Consider the following 20,475-nt stretch of genomic DNA (forward strand, 5'->3'; position numbering starts at 1 on the left):
TCTATTATTGCGTGTAAGCTTATGAATCTCTACACTGATGTGTGGCTTTTGTGAATCTCCCTCAAATGCCACCATAAGAAGATGCTGCTACTGCCAAGCAAAATAATGCCATTCACATCAAGCATAAAGGGTATGTCGCCCATACGCACAAGGGGCTGGGTCATAAAGGGCGAACAAAATTGTCCCATAAACATACTTGCCGATAAGAATCCCGCCGCTTTTGCGCGCTCACCCTCTCCTGCCATAGACAAAAGCCACGATGTGTTATTTACAAGGATAATGCCAAGCCCCGAACCCACGAGCAATAGGGCAAAAATAAGCATTTCATACCTCTGCATAAAACCAATCAGCAAAAAGCCCACACCAATGGCACATAGAGCCATAGAATGAAGCAAGAAAATGCTGAATCTACCTCGCAATTTCGCATAAAAGAGTGAAAGCACCGCCGTGCAAACAGAGCTAATGGCAAGGCTAATACCGACAAGATTCCCATTCTTGCCAAGATTGTGCGTAATAAAGTGTGGAATCTGCGTAGGTACGACATAAAACATACTCATCGCATAGAATGCAAAGGCGTAAATGGGCAAGAATCGAAAGAAGTTGAAATTCGTTTTAGCCTGTGCGGCGCTAGGTTTAGGGATATTCCTTTGTGGCTCAAAAAGCATAATGAGTGCGAGGGCAAAAATCACAAAGCCAGAGGTATAAACCAAAAATGGATAACGCCAATCTATATCGCTTAGCGCACCCCCTAGCACAAGGAAAACAGCCCCTCCTCCTGCCATAAAGAATCCTTGTAGTCCTAGTGCCCTCTCTCGCTTCGCGCCCTGATAATAATCTCCTATCAACACGCTTATCGCTGTCATCACAAAGGCGGTTGCGATACCAAAAATTGCGCGTGAAAATAGAATCAAGTAAATACTACTCTCCAAAAAAAATCCACTTGCCCCACTCACGCTCCACAAAAAGATAGCAGGATATAGAAATTTTGTGCGCCCATATCGCTCGATTAAAAATCCGCTAATTGGCGCAAAAATCATAATAAACAAAGCTGGGAGTGTGAGAATCAAGCGAGAAAGTATATCAATATGCGCCACATCGGCGAAATGCTCCTCAAAATGCGGGATTGAAGGCGCGATGATAGTTCCTCCTAACACGGTCATCGAGGCTGCAGAGAAAAGCGCGATTTGAAAGAGTAAAGAATCTGTGCGCTTAGATTCTATATTTTTAGCCGAATTTATAGAATCTGTTTTGTGTGAGGGGTTTTGTGGATTTGCTGGAGATGTATGACCCGTATTTTCTTTTGGCATTATGCCTCCTTCTTATCTCAGCTTGATTGAGTTTTCCTCTGTCTGCTTAATTTTACTTTTTATATCCTCTATGATGTTTTTTATAGAGCTATCTTTTGCCATTTCTGCTTCTATGCTTTTGAGTGCCTTACTCACGGAACTATGGTCTTTCATACCCAACTCTTGTGCAATCATCGGCATTGAATTGATAGTGAGATTTCGCGCAAGATAAATCACTACGCGCCTTGCAAAGGCGACTTTGCGGCTACGCTCTTTAGAGGTAATCTCGCTTGGCTTAATGTTAATCTCTTTGCTTACTACCCTGATGATATTTTGCAGTGTAATACCCTCCAACCTTTCGTTTTGATAGTTTTTTAACACATTTTCGGCAACTTTGCGCGCGAGGCTTTCAGGCGAGAGATTGAGATTAAGATTAATTGTAGAGAGAATCCCCTCAATCTGTCTAATATTGCCGTGGATATTCGAGGCGATATAGTGAATCACCTCTTTATCAAGGCTAATGCGGTTAATTGCGCATTTAGATTCAATAATAGAAATCTTTGTTTCAAGTTCGGGGTTTGTAATCTCTGCCATTATCCCACCTTCAAAGCGCGAACGCAGCCTATCTGCCAAGCCCTTAATCTCCTTAGGTGGCTTATCGCTTGTCATCACAATTTGTTTTTGTGCGCTATAGAGGGCATTAAAGGTGTTTAGAATCTCCTCTTGCACGCCGTCTTTCCCACCCAAAAATTGCACATCATCAATAAGCAAATAATCACAATTACGATATTTATCGCGGAAGCTATCCATAGTTCCGCGTCTAATCTTTTCGGTGTATTCATTTAAAAAATTTTCTGCTGTGATGTAGATTACATTTTTATTTTTTTCCTTAACATAGTTACCTATGGAATTTAACAGATGCGTCTTGCCAAGCCCAGAATGCCCATAGAGCGTAACCGGATTGTATCGCGTGGCTTGTTGTTCGGCTACGATTTTAGCTATCGTGTGGGCATGTTCGTTTGACTTGCCAACGACAAAAACTTCAAAAGTATAATAAGGATTCAAAGAAAGGGCATTTGTCTGAAAATGTGTAGTATTTTTATTGACTTCTAAACTTTTCACATTATCATTATACTTCTTTATTTTGATGTGAATTTCTGGGCGCACACCATTGGCGTTTTCCTCACAAAATGCCTCCGCAATAGAATCCACATAGTTATCCATAACCCAGTGCGCCACAAAAATATTTGGCACATAAAATACCTCTGAATCTACCCTAGAAGCGTTTTCGTCATATTCCATAAGCATTATGTAGTTCTCATATTCTTGTGGTGATATTTTATTCTTAAGCCTTGATAATACATTATCTATATGCAATGTGAAACCTTATGTGTGAAATGATATTGTGAATTTATGATGTGAATAAAATGTGAAAAGTTGCTCGATTTTGTGCCAATCTAGCCTTGCGAAATAAAATGATAATATTAGTGCAAAAAACTTTTAATTTGGATTAAAATGTGTGCGATTTTTGCAGATTTTATGTAAAATTCACCCCTCTGCCAATATCTTCCATTTGAGCTTATAGCGCAAGGTTTTTACCTCTCACGCTATAAAGAGACAAACCACATTTTCTATGTGTTAAAGGCATTCTAGGATTATATCACCCATTTGCTCACAGCCCACGCGTTGCATTCCCTCGCTCATCATATCGCCAGTGCGATAGCCCTTATCAAGTGCCTTTTGCACTGCGCTTTGTATCGCCTCACTCTCTTTTGTAAGACCAAAGGATAGCTCACACATCATCGCCGCAGAAAGGATTGTGCCAATCGGGTTTGCTAAATCTTGCCCTGCAATATCAGGCGCACTGCCGTGGATTGGCTCATACATTCCTAAAGTCCCGTTTGAAAGCGAAGCAGAGGGGATAACACCAATCGTGCCGGTGATAATACTCGCCTCATCGCTCAAAATATCGCCAAACATATTTTCGGTAAGAATCACATCAAATTGACTAGGGGCGCGGCAAATCTGCATAGCGGCATTATCCACATACATATGGTTAAGATTCACTTCTTTATATTCAAGCGCGACTTTTTCCACCACTTCACGCCACAAACGCGAGGAGCTAAGGACATTTGCTTTATCCACAGAGATAAGCTGCTTTTTACGATTTTTTGCGATATTAAAGGCTACGCGCGCGATAGATTCTATTTGTGAGGTGCTATAAGTCATACCATCTGTGGCGACTTTTTCACCATTTATTGTTTCAATTTTATGCTCACCAAAATACGCCCCGCCGATAAGCTCACGCACGATGATAAAATCAATGCCTTTTTTTAGAATCTCGCCTTTGAGCGGACTAGCTTCGCTTAGTTGGGGCAAAAGTGTCGCTGGGCGGATATTTGCAAAAAGTCCTAATTCTTTGCGTAATGTGAGAAGTGCCTTTTCGGGGCGATTGTGGCTTGGCTCATTATCCCATTTAGGACCGCCCACCGCACCCAAAAGCACGCTATCGCTTTGCTTACAAATCTTTAAAGATTCTGCTGGAAGACACTCGCCACACGCATCAATCGCGCTTCCACCGGCTAAAACTTCTTGAAATATAAACTGATGATTGTATTTTTGCGCCACCGCTTTTAGAATCTTCACAGCTTGAGTGATGACTTCCTTGCCGATACCATCACCATAAATCACCGCGATATTTTTTGTCATTTTCACTCCTTTATTGAAACATATTTTTGCACGAGATTTTGTATTCCAAATCCAAGCTTTAAGATTCTCATTTTAAGCTTTCTTTCTCTCACTGATATAATTTAAATATCCATTTGCATTAATGATTTCTTGGATAAATGGTGGAAAAGGTGTTGTTTGGAATCTTGTATTATCTGCAAGTTTTAGAATCTCACCTTTATCAAAATCAACAAGTATTTCATCATTAGCATTTAAAGCATTGACAATCTCTTCAGATTCAATAATAGCAAGTCCAATATTAATGGCATTGCGATAAAAAATGCGCGCAAAAGATTTAGCAATAATGCAAGAAATACCACTTGCTTTAATCGCAATAGGCGCGTGTTCTCTACTGCTCCCACAGCCAAAATTCCAACCACCAACCATAATATCCCCCGCTTTTACTTTTTTGACAAAATCTTTATCAATATCCTCCATACAATGACTAGCAAGTTCTTTGTGGTCTGCTGTGTTAAGATACCTTGCTGGGATAATCACATCTGTATCTACATTATCACCATATTTATGGATAAAACCTTGTGCTTTCATCGCTTGTCCTTTTTGTAATTTGAATGTATCACATTATAAAACATTGCATTTAATGGGCGTAGAATAGGTGCTAAATCTCTTGCTAACTCGCCAAAGATTTTAGAGAATCTTCGCCTTTGCGCTGATATGAATAAGCTCTATGCCATAGACATTCAAATGCTTTCGCTCCGTATCCACAGAATGTTGCACAAATGCCGCCTTATCAGGCATATACTTTTGACACAGCAGAGCCATAGCTCTATTTTGCTCCTCATAATTGAGAATCTGCCTTATGCGCCCATAGGCGATTACACTCTCATACTCGGTAGTAAAAACGTGGCTGCCAAGCTTTTTTGGCTCATCACGCGCGATTTGCTGCAGCTCCTCCTCGCTAAATAAATTTGGCACTTCAACATCGCCGACAAATACCGCACATATAAGCGTATTATCTTTAAAAAAAGCGATTTTGCGCCCCGCCTTTGCTGTATGGATAAAGAGCGTATTCTCCGCATACACAAACGACACAGGAATACTAAAAATCTCATAAGATTCCTTTTGTCCGCTTTGCTCCACCTTTTTGGGTAGCTCAAAGTCGCTCACACACGCAGGAGCGGAGCTTAGCACACAATAACGCGCTTTGTGCATAATCTCTTTTGCCTTGTTTTCATCAAGTATTCTATCTTTTCGTCTCATATCGCTCCCTTGCAAGTTTTTGCAAAACAGAGGGCACACCATTTGCGAGTAAAAATTCAATAACTTCTATTACTTTTTGGGGTTTAGCGCGACTCATTGTGGCAAACATCGTAACATTCAAACCATCATTTGCTTTGTCCTTAATATTTGCTCCATTTGATAAAAGAAATTTAATCATATCAAGATTTGCGCTATCTGCAGCTATCATAAGCGGTGTTGTGTTTGCTATACCACCCATATTGATAATTTCCTTAAAATCTCGTGCGCGGGAAAGAATGTGGAGCATTTTCATATCATTTTTTTTCTACCGCAGAATGCAAGGCACTTGCAAAGCTCCCTGTCCTGCCATAATAGAGACTTGCACCAGAATCTACCAAGCTTTACGCGATTTTATATGAGTTAAACTTGACTGCCCACTCAAGCATACTCAAGCCCTGCTCACAAGGCTTATCGCGGATTTCCACATCTATATCAAAATATGTATAAAAATGCTCTTTGCTCCCTAGCGTTATACCTTTTAGCTTTTTTGACAATTTTTAAAGCCTTTTTCTCTATGGGCGAAAGAGGATATTGCTCCCACTTATCATTTTGTTTATTGCACACAAATTTTTGTGCGAAAGTCTCACTACAAAGTGCAAAAATCATTAAAAGAAAAATTTTTTGCAAGCTGTGCCCTATCGTGCGAGTTTTTAGAATCTTTAATGTTATGCACCATTCATTATTTGTGTTGCTTGTTCTTACGCAATATCCTCTGGTGCGCTTAGAATCCCACGCACAGCACTTGCTGCTGCCACTTCGGGTGAAGAGAGATACACTTCGCTTGTGATATGTCCCATTCTCCCTACAAAATTGCGGTTTGTTGTGGCTACGCATTTTTCATTAGCAGCTAAGATTCCCATATGTCCGCCAAGACAAGGTCCGCAAGTAGGTGTGGAAACCACCGCCCCCGCTTTGATGAAAGTCTCCAAATACCCGCGATTGATACATTCTAAATAAATGTTTTGCGTAGCGGGGATAATAATGCAACGCGTGTTTTTGGCGATTTTTTTATCTTTTAGAATCTTCGCAGCCACCGCCATATCGCTTAATCGCCCATTTGTGCAAGAGCCAATGACAACTTGGTCAATTTTTATTTCACCCCAATTATCCTTTTCTTTTGTGTTTTCAGGCAAATGCGGGAATGCCACGGTGTGATTAATTGAATCTAAATCAATATCAAAGACTTGCTCATATTCTGCATCATCATCAGCTTTGTAGATTCTAAACTCACGGCTTGTGCGTCCTTTGGCATATTCAATCGTGATGTCATCAACTTCAAAGATTCCATTTTTCGCCCCCGCTTCAATCGCCATATTCGCAATGCAAAGCCTATCATCAATAGTGAGGCTCTTTAAGCCTTCACCACTAAATTCCATACTTTTATACAGCGCACCATCAACGCCGATTTTGCCAATGATATGTAAAATCACATCTTTGCCACTCACATAAGGGCGCAACTTGCCTTTGAGGTTAAACTTCATCGCCTTTGGCACTTTAAACCACGCTTCGCCGGTTGCCATTCCTACCGCCATATCTGTGCTTCCCACACCTGTGCTAAACGCCCCAAGCGCACCATAGGTGCAAGTGTGAGAATCCGCACCGATAATCAAATCGCCAATAGTTACAATGCCTTGCTCGGGCAAAAGCGCGTGTTCCACGCCCATATTCCCCACATCATAGTAATGTTTAATATCAAAGTCATTGGCAAAGCAGCGGCATTGTGCGCTTTGTGTAGCGGCTTTGATGTCTTTGTTTGGGGCGAAATGGTCCATTACCAAAGAGATTTTACTTTTATCAAAGACTTTTTGAAATTTCGCTGCTTTAAAGGCATTAATCGCCACAGGCGTGGTGATATCGTTTCCTAGCACCATATCAAGCTTTGCCATAATCAAATCATTTGCTTTGACTTTTTCTAATCCCGCCCTATCTGCGAGAATCTTTTGACTCATTGTCATTCCCATAGTCGCTCCTTTTATGAAATTATTGTAATTGTTTGAGATATTCTTGCACAGGGAGATTATCGGGCTTTGCTTTAAAGATAGCGTATGATTCTAAAACATCACAAAACGAATAGCTAAATGCTTGTTTAATCGGTGAAAGCAGTGTTTCTAGGCTGTATCCGTGGTGTCCGTCATAGCTTTTTGCCTCACCACCCGCGGTAGTGATGATACTAAATTTTTTGCCCTCTAAAAGCTTTGGATTGGCAGAATAGTGAATCTTGCTTAAAACTAAATCCTGCCATTCTTTCATTAGCGCGGGTGTGCTAAACCAAAAGAGCGGAAATTGAAAAATGATTTTCTCACTCTCCTGTAATAGCTTGATTTCAGAATCTACATCAATCTTGCCGTCTTTGTAGATTTCATTGAGATTATGAATGCGGACATTTGGCAACGCCTTTGCTGCTTCTAATAAAGCCCTATTGACTTTAGAATCCGCCCAAAATGTGTGTGAAAAAATAAGAAGTGTTTGCATCGTCAATCCTTTGTGTTGAATGTGTTGTTAATGGCACTTATAAGCCCATACACACTTGCCATAATAATATCGCTATGGATACCTACGCCAAAGTGCATTTTACCCTGTGATTCTATTTGCACATAGCAAATCGCACTTGCATTTGAACCTTTTTTGAGTGCGTGTTCATTATAGTCAATTATTTCAAAGACAAGCCCAAGATTTTCCCTTAGCGCATTTGCTATGCTATCAAGGCGTCCATTACCACGACCGCTAATCTCCTTTGGTGTGCCATTATGCGTGATATTAAGCTGCGCACTAAAAGAATCTTGTGTGTGTTCAAAGCGGCAATCTTGCATATTTAAAGGCGTGTCTAGATTCACAAAATCCCTTTCAAAAATATCGCAAATTTCTTTGGGGCTTAGCTCTTTATGGGCGTTATCCGAAATATTTTTCACATAATATGAAAAGCTCTCTTTAAATGCTGCGGGCAAGCTCACGCCATAATGTTCGTGCAAAATATAGGCTATCCCGCCCTTGCCACTTTGAGAATTAATGCGTATCACATCGCTTTCATACACGCGTCCTACATCTTTTGGGTCAATAGGCAAGTATGGCACACTCCAAGTGCCACGATTATGCTCTGCGTGGTAAGCCATACCCTTAGCGATAGCGTCTTGATGTGAGCCTGAAAACGCCGCAAAGACAAGTTTGCCTGAATATGGTTGTCGCTCATATACTTGCATTTTGGTAACACTCTCATACACATCACAAATAGCGGGGATATTGCTAAAATCAAGGTTGGGATTGACGCCGTGCGTGTGAAGATTCATAGCAAGTGTGATAATATCCACATTGCCGGTGCGCTCGCCATTACCAAATAATGTCCCCTCAATTCTATCCGCACCTGCCAAAAGCCCAAGCTCCGCACTCGCCACGGCGCAACCTCTATCATTATGCGGGTGCAAAGAAATAAGCACATTTTCTCTATTTTTAAGATGTTTTGACATATATTCTACTTGACTTGCATAGATATGGGGCAAACTCATCTCAACCGTTGCGGGGAGATTCACAATAAACTTTTGCTCTTTTGTGGGTTTAAACACATCAATGACTTCATTACACACTTCAAGTGCGTAATCAACCTCTGTCCCGCTAAAGCTCTCTGGCGAATATTCAAAGGCAAAATTGCCCTTTGTGCTTTTGGCATAAGATTGCAATGCGTGTGCGCCATCAAGGGCGATCTTTTTAATATCCTCTTTGCTTTTTTTAAAGACTTGCTCCCTTTGAGCGTAAGAAGTGGAATTATAAAAATGCACAACCGCATTTTGACAGCCCTCTAGGCTTTCAAAAGTTTTTTTGATAATATGCTCTCTTGCTTGGGTAAGCACCTGCACCCGCACATCGCTAGGGATAAGATTCTCTTCAATGAGTGTGCGTAAAAAGCGGTATTCGGTTTCGCTTGCTGCGGGGAATCCTACTTCAATATCTTTAAAGCCAACTTGGAGCAGGAGCTTAAAAAATGTGATTTTTTCTTCTAGGCTCATAGGAGTGATAAGGGCTTGATTGCCATCACGCAAATCCACGCTGCACCACAAGGGTGCGGATTCTATATATTCTTTTTTGCTCCATTCTAAAGAGGGCTTTGGTGGCATAAAATAGCCACGTTTGTATTTGGTATGACTGCTCATAAAAACTCCTAAAAATATGTTGTAAAACCTTATGATTTTAACAACAAAAATTACACAAATGATAAAAATTATCTATTAAGGGATAGATTTTTATCTTTTTAGCGAAAAATTACCAAAAATGATGGAATCTTAAGCATCTTTTTCCGCATTTTCTGTGCTGATACAATGCTCGAAAATAAATCGCTGCTCTGCTGGGAGTGCGTTAAAAAGAGCAAGGGCTAAATTGCGAATCTCCCATAGCGCAGACTTTGAAGTGCGAAGTGAGAGGAGATTTTGCAGACTCCTTGCATTAATGCTAAAGCTTAGCTCGGTGCGATAGGATTCTGGCATAGCAAACTTTGCTATATCGCTGCTAATATTGTTACATAAAATCTCGCGCAAAGATTCAAGGGCACGAAGCGAAGCGTGATTGACCTGCTCGTTTTGTGTAAAAACGACAAATTCTTCTGCTCGAGCAAGATTCTCGGCATTTATGGGGAGAAAGCTAGGGAGATTTTTTAGCTCTTTTAGTGTGTAGCGCGAGGACTTTACACTAAAACTTGCCATACGATGACGCGCTAACTCCTGCAAACACGCACGCGAAATGCCCTGAATGTAAAAATTATAATACAAATGTTCCAAGGTGCTTGTGTGCTTAAATTTATTTCCCACCCTATTGATGAGCTCTTTATCTTTTTCCCCGCCATTATCGCCCTTTTCAAAGCTCTGCCAACAGGTGCGTATAGCGTGGCTACAAATATGTAAGGGTGTATAATGCAAAAGACTAATGCACATCTTGGTATTTTTTTGCTCTCCCATTACCTCTCCTCTTAGTGATTTGGTATAGAATGATACACAAAATGCGCTAATAAACCTTATGTCCGCGTAACGCTTCGGCATAGTAAGGGTTGTGATAAAAGCAAGTGAGCGGGTTTTGTGTAGATTTTCAAAGCGAAACAAAAGTGGTATATGTGATTTTTAGACAAAGCCTATACAATACAAGATTCTAAACAAGGCTTTAAGATTTAAAACCTAAGGAGGCAAAATGATTTGGCTTGATATTATCGACCCCAAATATGTGATGTTTTTTAAGTCCTTTATCCCACAGCTGCAGTTGCTTGATACACTCATTATCACCACGCGTAGAAGCGCAGATTATGATGAATGCGCTAGACTCTTAACACTTTTTGGCATACAAGCCTATGAAATCGGCGGTTATGGGGGTGAAAGCAGACTTGGCAAGTTTGAATCTCGTTTGCAGAGACAGAGTGGATTCTTAGCACTTTTTAAGAGATTGGGACAAACGCCTAAACTTTTCATCACTGGGGCAAGTGTCGATGGTGTGCAATGCGCCTTTGGGTTAGGCATACCTGTGGTGCATTTTGCCGATACGCCCGTGGCTGGTAATACCTTAGCGCACAATCTTACCATTCTTTCCCGCCTCACCCTGCCACTCTCCCGCCTTGTTTTTCGCCCTTTTGTCGTTCCAGAGATATGCTACACGAGTTTGGGGCTAGCACCCTCGCAAGTCAAGGCTTACGATTTTATCGATGTTGCACTATGGTTGCAAGATGTGCCTGAATTTGCGCGGGATTCTATGCAGAGAGTGGCATTTATGCGTGAGTATGATTTAAATCAGAATCTACCTCTCGTGCTTGTGCGTGAGGAGGAGTATATGGCGCATTATGTGAAGAAAAAATTGCCTATTATATATGAAAGTATAGAACTACTAAGCGCACAGGCGAATATCTTGCTTATGCCGCGTTATGGGAGCAATGAGCTAAAATCTGCCTTTGGTGCGTATAAAAATGTGCGCATACTCACAGAAAAGCTTCAGCCAAAGGCGTTTTATCCATTTATAGACTTGCTTATTGGTGGCGGCGGGACAATGAATCTTGAGGCGTGTTATTTGGGGATTCCCGTGATTTCTACGCGCTCACTTTTGCTTTTTCACGATAGTTTTCTTTTAGAATCTAAGCTAATGCACCACGCAAAATCCGCCGAGCAGGTGTTCGACCTTGCTTTAAAGATACTCTCTAACCCCAAAGCGCATCAAAAACGAGATGACCTCTTTGCGCCAAATGGGCTAGATGTGAGCGATATTCTAGCAGATATACGCGCGTTGTTAGAGTAGCCAATGGCTTTGTGGGAGATTCTAAAAACTTTTAAAATCTTGCACAATTCTATGTGGTTTAAGCCAAGTTTTAAAAGCTTTTGTATAGAATCCGCGCTTATTTGTTTTTGTATTTAAGGCTCGATAGCTCAGTCGGTAGAGCAGGAGACTGAAAATCTCCGTGTCGGTGGTTCGATTCCGCCTCGAGCCACCACCACTTGATTTCCTTTCATTGTCTTTATTATTTTCAAAAACTACACAAACAAATAGAGTTACTTTCAGCTTTTATTTTTTATTTGAATATGGGGCTTGATGTTAGTTGATTTTTTGTTGCCTACTCTTTTCTAGCAACCTGAAAGGTAATGTATTTTGGCTAGGATTTAGGCTCTGCAGGAGAGCTTGAGCCAGAATCTAAACTTAGCCTATGAGCTTATATACCACGGTAAAGATGGTTAAAAGCCCGGTGATAAACACAAACGCATCAAGCGCAGGGTTTTGGAATTGCTTCATTTTAGAAATGGTATAAATGGCAATAATTGGCATAAGGAATAGAATCGCTGCAATAATAGGACCACCCAAATCCTCAATAAAGCCAAGCACGCTTGGATTGAGATATGCCACAATGAGCATAATCACATACATCACACTTGTGCAAACAATAGCTATGGTTTTGAGATTAGGATTCTCATTTCCTGCGATTTTGCAGCATTTACGAACAATCCCATACGCTCCCTCACGCGCCCCAAAATAATGTCCAAAGAATGAGCTAGAAATAGCTAAAAAGGCAATCAATGGACCACCATAAGATATAAAAGGATTGTCAAGTTTATTAGCAAAATAAGAAAGCACAGGGATATTTTGCGCCCTTGCTTCAGCCAATTCTGCGGGGCTAAGTGAAAGCACACAAGAGAAAACAAAAAACATCACAAAGACAAGAAGCATAACTGAAGTGCGTAAAAGAATAGAATCTGATTTTGCAATAGCATTTGCCCCATATTCGCGCTTAACACTAAGTGCGAAAGTAGAAATAGCGGGCGAGTGATTGAAGCTAAACACAAGCACGGGAAGCGTGAGCCACACGATTGTTAAAAACTCTTTCGTATCAGGCACAGCACTTAGGCTTTCAAGATTCCATTGAGGAATGAGATAGAGTGAAAAGATAAATAAAATCGCACAAAGCGGATATACAAGCCATTGGCACACTTTTGTAATGAGTTTTTCGCTAAAGAGCATAATGAGCATAAAGGCACTGACTAAAATAAATACAAGCGCAGCTCGCCAAAATGGTAGCAAATTAGCATAATTTTCAGATTCAAGCTTAACGAATATAGATTCGCTTTGTTGGAGAAAGTCAAATGGGATATAATAGCTATGTGGGTCATAATAAATGCTTTGTATGAATCCAGCTAAAGTGCCAAGTGGAGCAACTCTGGGGTGATGATCATTCACAAGAGGGAGAATCTGATTATAAATAAAACTCTCAAATGTATTTGTAATACCTACACAATACGCCAAGCAAATAGGAAAAATAGCAAAAAAATAGAGAATTGAAATGAATATGCTCACCCCACGCCCGAAATACTCTTCTGCGGCGTGTGTGATGTCTTTGTCATCACCATTAGCTTGGCAGACAAAGCGAGAAAGTGCGCGGTGGCTAAGATATACCATTGGGAAAATGATAAAACACATCGCCACAACAGGATAGAATCCGCCTCCTCCAGCCCTAATAGGCAGGTATAAGATTCCCGCACCCACCGCTGTGCCAAAGAGTGAAAGCATCCAGCGCGTATCAAAACTATTCCACTTCACTAAAATCCTTTGTATAATTGAGGTGTGCCATTGTATAAAATAAAAAACATAAAGGGCTTAAAACATTTGCAAAACGAGAGTTATTTTTGCGATGAGGTAGATTTTTAACATTCTACGCAAAGACACATAAAACTTTATTCATAAGCCCTATTTGCCCTCCCATAATGTTTTAATATACATCTCCACCTTATCACTATTCATCTTTGAGCCTTGAATGCCAAAGTCTTTGATATTAAGCATTCCGGTGAGTGCCAGCTCAACATTTTGTGTATTCAAGGTAGAATCTAGCTCAAGGGGTAGCGTTATGCCGTGCAAATTAATCTCTGCATATACTTTGCCCTTTATCTTGCCATTGGCATTTTCACGCATTTCATATTTTGTCATCACAAGGCGACTTGTGGGATAGACTTTCACATCTAAAAAATCAGGCTCGAGCAAATGCGCATCGCGTTTCTTGCTATCAGAAAAAACAGAGGCGGTTTGAATCTCGCCACTTAAATGCGTGATGTTACCAGCATTATCAAGCTTCAAATCCCCGCTAAACTCCCTAAAATGCCCATTTACCGACACAAAGCCAAATTTAGTCGCCTTGAAGCCAATATGAGAATCTTTGCTTACCTTATAGCTCCCTGCCAACGCCTTTAGGTTAGATTCTACCGCAATAGCATCTTGCTTATTCATGGGGGTTTGCGCATATGTCATATTTGCCGCTAGTAGCAAGGCGAATGAAAAACAGAGTGTTTTCCATATCTTGTTTTGTCCTGTTTGTGTATTTGTTTTACGCATATTTTCTTGTATTTTCATTGTTTTCCTTTCTGTCGTTCTTTATTTTCAAGTCCTATGACTGCCTTATGCAGTATCCTGTGAAGCTCCTTCATCTCGTCTTCGCTGATGTGTTCTAAAAGCAAATCATTATGCACCTCCTTCATCATTTGATATGTCTGCTCCGCGCACTGCCTACCGCTAGGTGTAAGGACAATAAGGTTTTCTCGTCTATTTTTTGGGTTTTGCTTACGCGTGGCTAAACCCTTAGATTCCAAATCATCAACATACATACGCACATAGTTTTTATCGCTTAGTGCAGAGCCTCGCAAGTTGGTTTGTGAGCTTGCTTGCTGATGAGATTGCCACAAAATCCCCGCTTGTGGGTGGATAATACCTAGCGGAGCTATGCGTCTATCAAACTCTGATGAGAGCCAAAAGCGCAGTTTTGTCGCGAGAAATCCAATATTTTGATAAATATCGCAATTGATGTTTGCTTGTGAATCTTGTGTATCCATTTGCTACTCCTTGCATTGTCGCTTGATAAACTAATAGTCATTTTTAATGATAATAATTAAAAAGTATTATAATTGAAAATTATAATAAAATCAAGGGTAAAATGTTTTTAAATGTATTTGCGAGAAAAGATAAATGTTGGTAGTGTGAAGTAGCTATATATTCTAATACGGCTTTTATTGGGTATAGGTAGAGTTAAATGTGCTTTTGACTTGCCAAGACATCAAGGGTTGATAGAGTTATCCACCTGTGTAGTAAAATGCGCGTGTGGAGTGGTTTTTCTGTGTCATTTCCTGCTCCCATTGGTTTTTTTCAGGCTTATTATGCACGGAGAGTTCCAAGAGTTTTTGCATATTTTCTTTATCGTTTTGCATAATGGCATCTTTAAGATTCACGCTTTCTTGATAATACAAGCAAGGACAAATCACGCCATCACTTGTAAGGCGGATACGATTACAGCTTGCACAAAAATCATCTTCGTGTGGAGAGATAATGCCAAAACTAAAGGGTGCTTGTGTGGAAGTATTTGTAGAAAAATCCGCGTGGATTATGCTATAAAGTTTGGCAGGACCAAAGCATTCTTTTCTTTCCTCTTGTGTAGGATATTTAGCATTGATAATGCTAAGAATCTCTGTTTTCTTTAAGCCTTTTAAACCATTTTTTGCGTGGATATTTTCCATAAATTCAATGAAGCGAATACCAAAGCCATAAGTGGCAGCAAATTCAAGCATATCAATGATTTCATCATCATTTATGCCTTGAAGTGGCACCATATTGAGTTTAATGCCAAGTCCTAAAGCCGCTGCTTTGTGAATACCTCTTAGGATTTGTGGCAAGGCATCGCGTTTAGAAATAAGCTTTATGCGCTCATTTTGAAGAGAATCTAAAGAAATATTAATGCGTGAAAGCCCTGCATCCTTTAAATCTTTAGCATATTTTTCAAGTAAAAAAGCATTGCTTGTAAGGGTGAGTTCAATATGTGGAGCGTATTTATAGATTTGAGCAATAAATGCGCTTAAATCTGCCCTCAAAAGTGGCTCACCACCGGTAATACGGATTTTTTTTATGCCATTATCAATGGCGATTTTAATAAATTCAAACATTTTAGGCAGAGGCAGCGCACTTTCATCTATAAAATCTTCTGGAGTATCAGGCATACAATATTGGCAGCGGAAATTGCATTGTTTGGTAACAGATACGCGCATATAGTCGATTTTGCGATGAAAGGAATCTATGAGCATTATCTCTCCCACATATTGTTTGTTATATATATTTCTTAGTTAAAGCACTAAAACTTGTTTGTGCTTATAGTGCCTCAAGCTATGGGCGCAAAATAAAAGCGTGATTATACAAAATAAGTTACAATGATTTAAAACATAAGCGTTTATAAGGATTGATATGAAGCACAAATCGCATTCTGTGTTGCATTCGCACAATGAGTTAGGTGCTAAAGTTTTAGAATCTAGTGCAGATTCTAAGAAAAAACTTAAGGCAAAATCTAAGCAAGTTTCTAAAGCTTGTTTGCCTGATAAAATACCTCTTAATCAGATTGTGCAGGGTAACAGCATAGATTTATTGAAAGAATTGCCGGACTCTAGCATTCACCTTATCTTTGCTGACCCACCGTATTTTATGCGCGTAGATGGGGTGTTAAAGCGTCCTGAGGGGAGTAACTTTAGTGGTTGTGATGATTCGTGGGATAGTGTCTTTAAGAATAATGACGACTACAAAGCCTTTTGCGAGAAGTGGCTCAAGGAATGTTATAGAATCTTAAAGCCAAATGGGAGTATTTGGGTGATTGGCTCCATGCAGTGTATTTATAGCATTGGTGGGATTATGCAGGATTTGGGTTTTTGGTTTATCAATGATGTGATTTGGCATAAAAGTAATCCTACGCCTAATTTTCACGGCACAAGACTCAATAATGCGCACGAAACGCTTATTTGGGCGACAAAGAGTAAAAAAAGTAAATACACTTTTCATTATAAAACTGCGAAAGAGCTTAATGTTGATATTGTAGATTTTAATAAAGGAGAGCGGAGACAGTTAGGAAGCGTGTGGAAAATGCCTGTGTGTAGTGGAAATGAGCGACTTAAGAATAATCAAGGGAAAAAGCTTCATAGCACACAAAAACCACAAGACTTGCTGTATAGAATCATTGCTATTAGTTCCAACATAAATGATATTGTGCTTGACCCTTTTGGAGGCACAATGACTACGGCAGCTATGGCGAAAAAGCTTGGGCGAAAATATATAAGCTTTGAGCAAAATCCTATGTATATTGAATATGGTAAGAATCGCGTTAAAAGTGTTAGTTTTGAGGAGAGTAAAATCGCACGAGCAACATTTGATGAAAAGCCTTTAAAAGTTAGTTTAGATGAGCTTATACAAGCAGGATTTTTGAAAATTAATGAAAGAGTGTATTTGAAAAAAACTTCTATTTATGCAACTTTAAAAAGGGAGGGGAAGTTAGCATATAAAGGGCACTCTTATGATATTCATACTCTTGCAGCACGGCTTAAACAAAGCAAAGCACAAAGGCTTAATGGCTTTATGTATTGGGAAGTGGAATGTGAGGGCAACAAACGCGTTGTGTTAGATGAGATACGAGAGCAATACAGGTTGCAAAATTCGCAAAACAATATATAATGTTGTCAATAGATGTAAGGAGTAAGCATATATGCAAAAAATAATGATTCCGTGCGTGATTTTAGCGGGGGGCAAAAGTTCGCGTTTAGGAGAGGATAAAACACAAGTTGCTTTTGGAGAAGAGAATCTAAGTCAGTGGGTATTTACGCGCTTAAGTAAAATATGTGAAAAAGTATATATCAGCACCAAAGACAGAAAGAAATTCGCTTTTGATGCCCCATTTTTAATTGAAAGAAGTCGCATTTATGCACCTATCATAGGAATGATAAATGCCTTTGAGAAGCTTAAAGCCCAAGAAATACTTTTTGTGAGCGTAGATACACCTTTTGTGCGTGGAGAAACTTTGCGTCAGCTTGTGGATTCAAATGCACCTATTACTTATGCACAAAGCGAGGACAAGGCACACTATCTTATTTCAAAATGGCATATTTCTTTGCTTGATACGCTTGTTTGGGCGCGTAAATCTAAAATTTATACCATTTATCAAATTATAGAAACTCATCAGCATAAAAGTGTGTCTGCCTCTAATGAAGAATGCTTTAATATCAATACACAAGAGGATTATGCACGCGCTTTAGAGTTTTTGAGATTGGGAGTGTAGCAAATGGCAGATGATGAGGAGAAGACCCAAGCCCCGAGCGCACATAAGATTCAAAAAGCGAGAGAAGAGGGCAATGTAGGCAAAAGTCCGGAATTTGCGGGATTTTTTATCCTGCTTGTCGGGCTTGGGTTGATGTTTTTGCTTATACCCTTTTGGGTGAGTAGTGCCGAAAAGATTTTCTTGCATATTAGTGCGCTTATGAATCTTGATGTGGATAGTCGTATTCTTGGGAATTTGATGCTAGGCATTATACTTGAAGTGTTTATTATGCTCGCCCCGCTTTTTATCGCACTAATGGCTACAGGCGTGATTGCCAATATTGCGCAGTTTGGATTTTTGCTCTCCCCTAAAGCCATTAAGCCAAAACTTTCAAAGATTAATCCTATAAGTGGATTCAAAAATGTGATTTCGCTCAAAAAACTGCTCGATGGCTTTATGATTACCTTTAAGGTTTTTGTGGCTTTTATCATTGGCTTCGCGGTGTTTGTGAGCTTCTTTGATGAATTACCAAGTGTCTCTATGGGAGGGCTTTACGCGCAGATTCTGTGGTTTAGAGAAAAGGCATTAATGCTTATTGGTGTGCTTTTGGTGTTATTTTTTATTATGGCGGTGAGTGATTATCTCATCAAAAAATATCAATACACAAAAAGCCTTAAAATGAGCATCAAAGAAGTCAAAGATGAATATAAGCAATACGAGCAAAGCCCGGAGATTAAGGCAAAGATTCGAAGAATGCAGCAAAAACTTGCCCAAAGTCGTATGATGCAAGAAATCCCCTCTGCTTCTGTGGTAATTACAAATCCTACGCATTATGCCGTGGCATTGCGATATACCCAAAAAGAATATGAGCGCAAAATGGCGCCTGTGGTGGTGGCAAAGGGCATAGATGAGCTTGCTATTCGTATTAAGGCTGTGGCGAGGGAATACGGGATTCGTATTGTTGAGAATCCGCCCCTTGCACGAGCCATTTATAAGCAGCTTGATTTAAACCAAACAATCCCGCCCGAACTCTTTGGCGCGGTGGTGCAGGTGCTTGGCGAGGTGGCACGACTCGATGCGCTTGAAGGAAAAGATAGCTTGAGTAAGCTGATTAATACAATCAACAGCAAAAGTGCGCAAAGCACATAGGCACTTATTATGCTTTGTGATATAATGTGCGCTTTCACATTTACATAAAGGCTTTAGGGTATGGAAAATAGGCGACTAATGATTATGGGTGTGCTTGTAGTGCTTCTTGTGGCGGTGGGTGTGATTAGCTTTAGCTTAGTATTTTTTGAAAACAAAGCCCCAACACTCACGAGTGATACGCCCACACATTGGAATCTTGATGATGATATATTTGTTGAATTTAGCGACGAGAGTGGCATACGCAATTATCGTGTGCAGATGATTTTTGATGGCGAGATTTTGCTTGATGAAAAAGAAGTAATTTTAAATAAGCCAAAGTCCGTAAAGATTCAGTTACCTCGCTCTCCCACGATATTAAAAAATGGCACGAGCATTCAATACAAACTATTCGTAACCGACTGGAGTAACTCACATTTTTTTAGCGGCAATACCGCGGAGGTGGATTTACATTTGATTGTGGATACAACTCCACCTGTGGTAAAAAATATTGCGCAGTCTTTTCAAATCGTGCGTGGAGGGAGCGCGGTCATAGCAGTGCAAGTCAAAGATATGGATTTGGATAAGGTTTCAATCAATAATGGCACTGATGAATTTAGGCTCTTTAAATATGCGAGTGATGACATTTATGTGGGTGTCATTGCGTGGCCTCTCAAAAATAAATTTTTTGTTGCACAAGTTGTAGCCACGGACAAAGCGGGAAATACAACAAAGCATACTATTCCCATCACGCGCAACATCAATGTGCCTTACTATCAATCAAACATCAATGTCAAAGAGGATTTTTTGAATGGCAAACTCAATGAACTTATCGCGCAAATTGACAAAAAACATTTGAGGGATTTTAGTAGCGATGTGGAAAGATTTGTATTTTTTAACAAAGGAGTGCGCGCCGAAGATGAGAGTAGAATCCTCAAAGCAAGTAACTCTGTATCGGATTCAAGCTATATAGATGAGGATTTCCGCGCATTTGTGCCGCTTAGAGGCTCAAGGGTCGTTGGGAGTTTTGGGGATTATCGCATCTATTTTTTAAATAAAGAAAAAATAAGCGAGGCAGTGCATTTAGGTATTGATGTAGCGAGTGTGAAAAATGCGCCAATCATAGCGAGCAATAGAGGTGTGGTGCTGCTTAAAAGTTATCTAGGGCTTTATGGCAATACCTTGCTACTTTATCACGGATTTGGCGTTTCATCAATTTATGCGCATATGCACGAGAGTAGTTTAGAAGTAAGTGATGAGGTCAGCATAGGGCAGCAGCTTGGTAAGACAGGGCAAACCGGCTGGGCTTTTGGCGATCATTTGCATTTTGGAATCTTAATACAAGGGCATTTTGTGCGCCTCAATGAGTGGATTGATCAAAAGTGGGTTGATGAAAATGTGGTGAATGTGCTTAAAAAAGCGCGTGAATTTACGCAAAACACAAATGCGTTACGATAAAGACACATAAAGAATGAAGCGCATAGGCACAATGAGAGAAGCAGAGAATAGGGAATTACACAAAGAGCA

At 40.1% G+C, this 20,475-nt stretch carries 20 protein-coding genes and 1 tRNA gene; 6 read left to right on the top strand and 15 right to left on the bottom strand.

The window, feature by feature from the left end; translation table 11 throughout:
• Positions 1–29: 29 nt before the first annotated feature.
• The 11 genes from LS67_RS01165 to thyX form a co-directional block, all read right to left on the bottom strand.
• The gene (locus tag LS67_RS01165; RefSeq protein WP_138109519.1) at positions 30–1,307 is read right to left on the bottom strand and encodes an MFS transporter; all 1,278 of its coding nucleotides are present in this window, start codon (positions 1,305–1,307) and stop codon (positions 30–32) included.
• Between the two features lie 12 nt (positions 1,308–1,319).
• Entirely contained in the window at positions 1,320–2,663 is a 1,344-nt protein-coding gene (gene dnaA / locus LS67_RS01170) for a chromosomal replication initiator protein DnaA (RefSeq protein ID WP_034326356.1), read from the bottom strand.
• A 261-nt stretch (positions 2,664–2,924) separates the two neighbouring features.
• Positions 2,925–3,995: a 3-isopropylmalate dehydrogenase gene (gene leuB / locus LS67_RS01175; protein WP_034326358.1), complete on the bottom strand. Its 1,071-nt coding sequence runs from the start codon at positions 3,993–3,995 to the stop codon at positions 2,925–2,927.
• A gap of 72 nt (positions 3,996–4,067) precedes the next feature.
• The gene (leuD, locus tag LS67_RS01180; RefSeq protein WP_034326360.1) at positions 4,068–4,562 is read right to left on the bottom strand and encodes a 3-isopropylmalate dehydratase small subunit; all 495 of its coding nucleotides are present in this window, start codon (positions 4,560–4,562) and stop codon (positions 4,068–4,070) included.
• Positions 4,563–4,661: 99 nt separating this feature from the next.
• A complete protein-coding gene (locus LS67_RS01185; protein WP_034326362.1) occupies positions 4,662–5,234 on the bottom strand; it encodes a pyridoxamine 5'-phosphate oxidase family protein in 573 nt (190 codons plus the stop codon).
• Entirely contained in the window at positions 5,218–5,520 is a 303-nt protein-coding gene (locus LS67_RS01190) for an ankyrin repeat domain-containing protein (RefSeq protein WP_034326364.1), read from the bottom strand. The genes LS67_RS01185 and LS67_RS01190 overlap by 17 nt, the downstream gene beginning before the upstream one ends.
• Before the next feature lie 94 nt (positions 5,521–5,614).
• Positions 5,615–5,767 carry a hypothetical protein gene (locus tag LS67_RS09535; protein WP_156407293.1) on the bottom strand — a complete coding sequence of 51 codons (153 nt, stop codon included), beginning with the start codon at positions 5,765–5,767 and terminating at the stop codon, positions 5,615–5,617.
• A 204-nt stretch (positions 5,768–5,971) separates the two neighbouring features.
• Entirely contained in the window at positions 5,972–7,234 is a 1,263-nt protein-coding gene (leuC, locus tag LS67_RS01195; protein ID WP_081951452.1) for a 3-isopropylmalate dehydratase large subunit, read from the bottom strand.
• Positions 7,235–7,253: 19 nt separating this feature from the next.
• Entirely contained in the window at positions 7,254–7,745 is a 492-nt protein-coding gene (locus LS67_RS01200; protein ID WP_034326366.1) for an NAD(P)H-dependent oxidoreductase, read from the bottom strand.
• 2 nt (positions 7,746–7,747) lie between these two features.
• Positions 7,748–9,415 carry a 2-isopropylmalate synthase gene (locus LS67_RS01205; protein WP_034326369.1) on the bottom strand — a complete coding sequence of 556 codons (1,668 nt, stop codon included), beginning with the start codon at positions 9,413–9,415 and terminating at the stop codon, positions 7,748–7,750.
• Between the two features lie 129 nt (positions 9,416–9,544).
• Complete coding sequence (thyX, locus tag LS67_RS01210) at positions 9,545–10,189, bottom strand: FAD-dependent thymidylate synthase (protein WP_034326400.1); 645 nt, start codon at positions 10,187–10,189, stop codon at positions 9,545–9,547.
• A 250-nt stretch (positions 10,190–10,439) separates the two neighbouring features.
• On the opposite strand from thyX, the gene LS67_RS01215 reads away from it, so the two are divergent.
• Positions 10,440–11,528 carry a DUF354 domain-containing protein gene (locus tag LS67_RS01215; RefSeq protein WP_034326371.1) on the top strand — a complete coding sequence of 363 codons (1,089 nt, stop codon included), beginning with the start codon at positions 10,440–10,442 and terminating at the stop codon, positions 11,526–11,528.
• Between the two features lie 117 nt (positions 11,529–11,645).
• Positions 11,646–11,721, top strand: a tRNA-Phe gene (locus LS67_RS01220).
• 203 nt (positions 11,722–11,924) lie between these two features.
• On the opposite strand, the gene LS67_RS01225 is transcribed toward LS67_RS01220, so the two are convergent.
• The 4 genes from LS67_RS01225 to moaA form a co-directional block, all read right to left on the bottom strand.
• Complete coding sequence (locus tag LS67_RS01225; RefSeq protein WP_052099840.1) at positions 11,925–13,286, bottom strand: aromatic amino acid transport family protein; 1,362 nt, start codon at positions 13,284–13,286, stop codon at positions 11,925–11,927.
• A gap of 177 nt (positions 13,287–13,463) precedes the next feature.
• A complete protein-coding gene (locus LS67_RS01230; RefSeq protein WP_052099837.1) occupies positions 13,464–14,120 on the bottom strand; it encodes a YceI family protein in 657 nt (218 codons plus the stop codon).
• Positions 14,117–14,596, bottom strand: coding sequence for a MarR family winged helix-turn-helix transcriptional regulator (locus LS67_RS01235; protein ID WP_052082136.1), 480 nt, complete (start codon positions 14,594–14,596; stop codon positions 14,117–14,119). Before LS67_RS01235 ends, LS67_RS01230 begins: the two co-directional genes overlap by 4 nt.
• Before the next feature lie 237 nt (positions 14,597–14,833).
• Positions 14,834–15,835 (bottom strand): GTP 3',8-cyclase MoaA, encoded by a 1,002-nt coding sequence (gene moaA / locus LS67_RS01240; protein WP_034326377.1) that lies wholly within the window; start codon positions 15,833–15,835, stop codon positions 14,834–14,836.
• 157 nt (positions 15,836–15,992) lie between these two features.
• Here moaA and LS67_RS01245 point away from each other — a divergent pair, with 157 nt between their 5' ends.
• From LS67_RS01245 to LS67_RS01260, 4 genes are read left to right on the top strand one after another with little or no spacing between them, the layout of a single operon-like run.
• Positions 15,993–17,243: a DNA-methyltransferase gene (locus LS67_RS01245; protein ID WP_081953910.1), complete on the top strand. Its 1,251-nt coding sequence runs from the start codon at positions 15,993–15,995 to the stop codon at positions 17,241–17,243.
• Between the two features lie 31 nt (positions 17,244–17,274).
• Positions 17,275–17,844, top strand: a complete 570-nt coding sequence (gene mobA / locus LS67_RS01250) for a molybdenum cofactor guanylyltransferase MobA (protein WP_034326379.1) — start codon at positions 17,275–17,277, stop codon at positions 17,842–17,844.
• 3 nt (positions 17,845–17,847) lie between these two features.
• A complete protein-coding gene (gene flhB, locus LS67_RS01255) occupies positions 17,848–18,972 on the top strand; it encodes a flagellar biosynthesis protein FlhB (protein ID WP_034326381.1) in 1,125 nt (374 codons plus the stop codon).
• Between the two features lie 60 nt (positions 18,973–19,032).
• Complete coding sequence (locus LS67_RS01260) at positions 19,033–20,406, top strand: M23 family metallopeptidase (protein ID WP_138109521.1); 1,374 nt, start codon at positions 19,033–19,035, stop codon at positions 20,404–20,406.
• Positions 20,407–20,475 lie beyond the last annotated feature (69 nt).

The sequence above is a fragment of the Helicobacter sp. MIT 03-1616 genome (assembly GCF_000765685.2).
Classification (GTDB): domain Bacteria; phylum Campylobacterota; class Campylobacteria; order Campylobacterales; family Helicobacteraceae; genus Helicobacter_C; species Helicobacter_C typhlonius.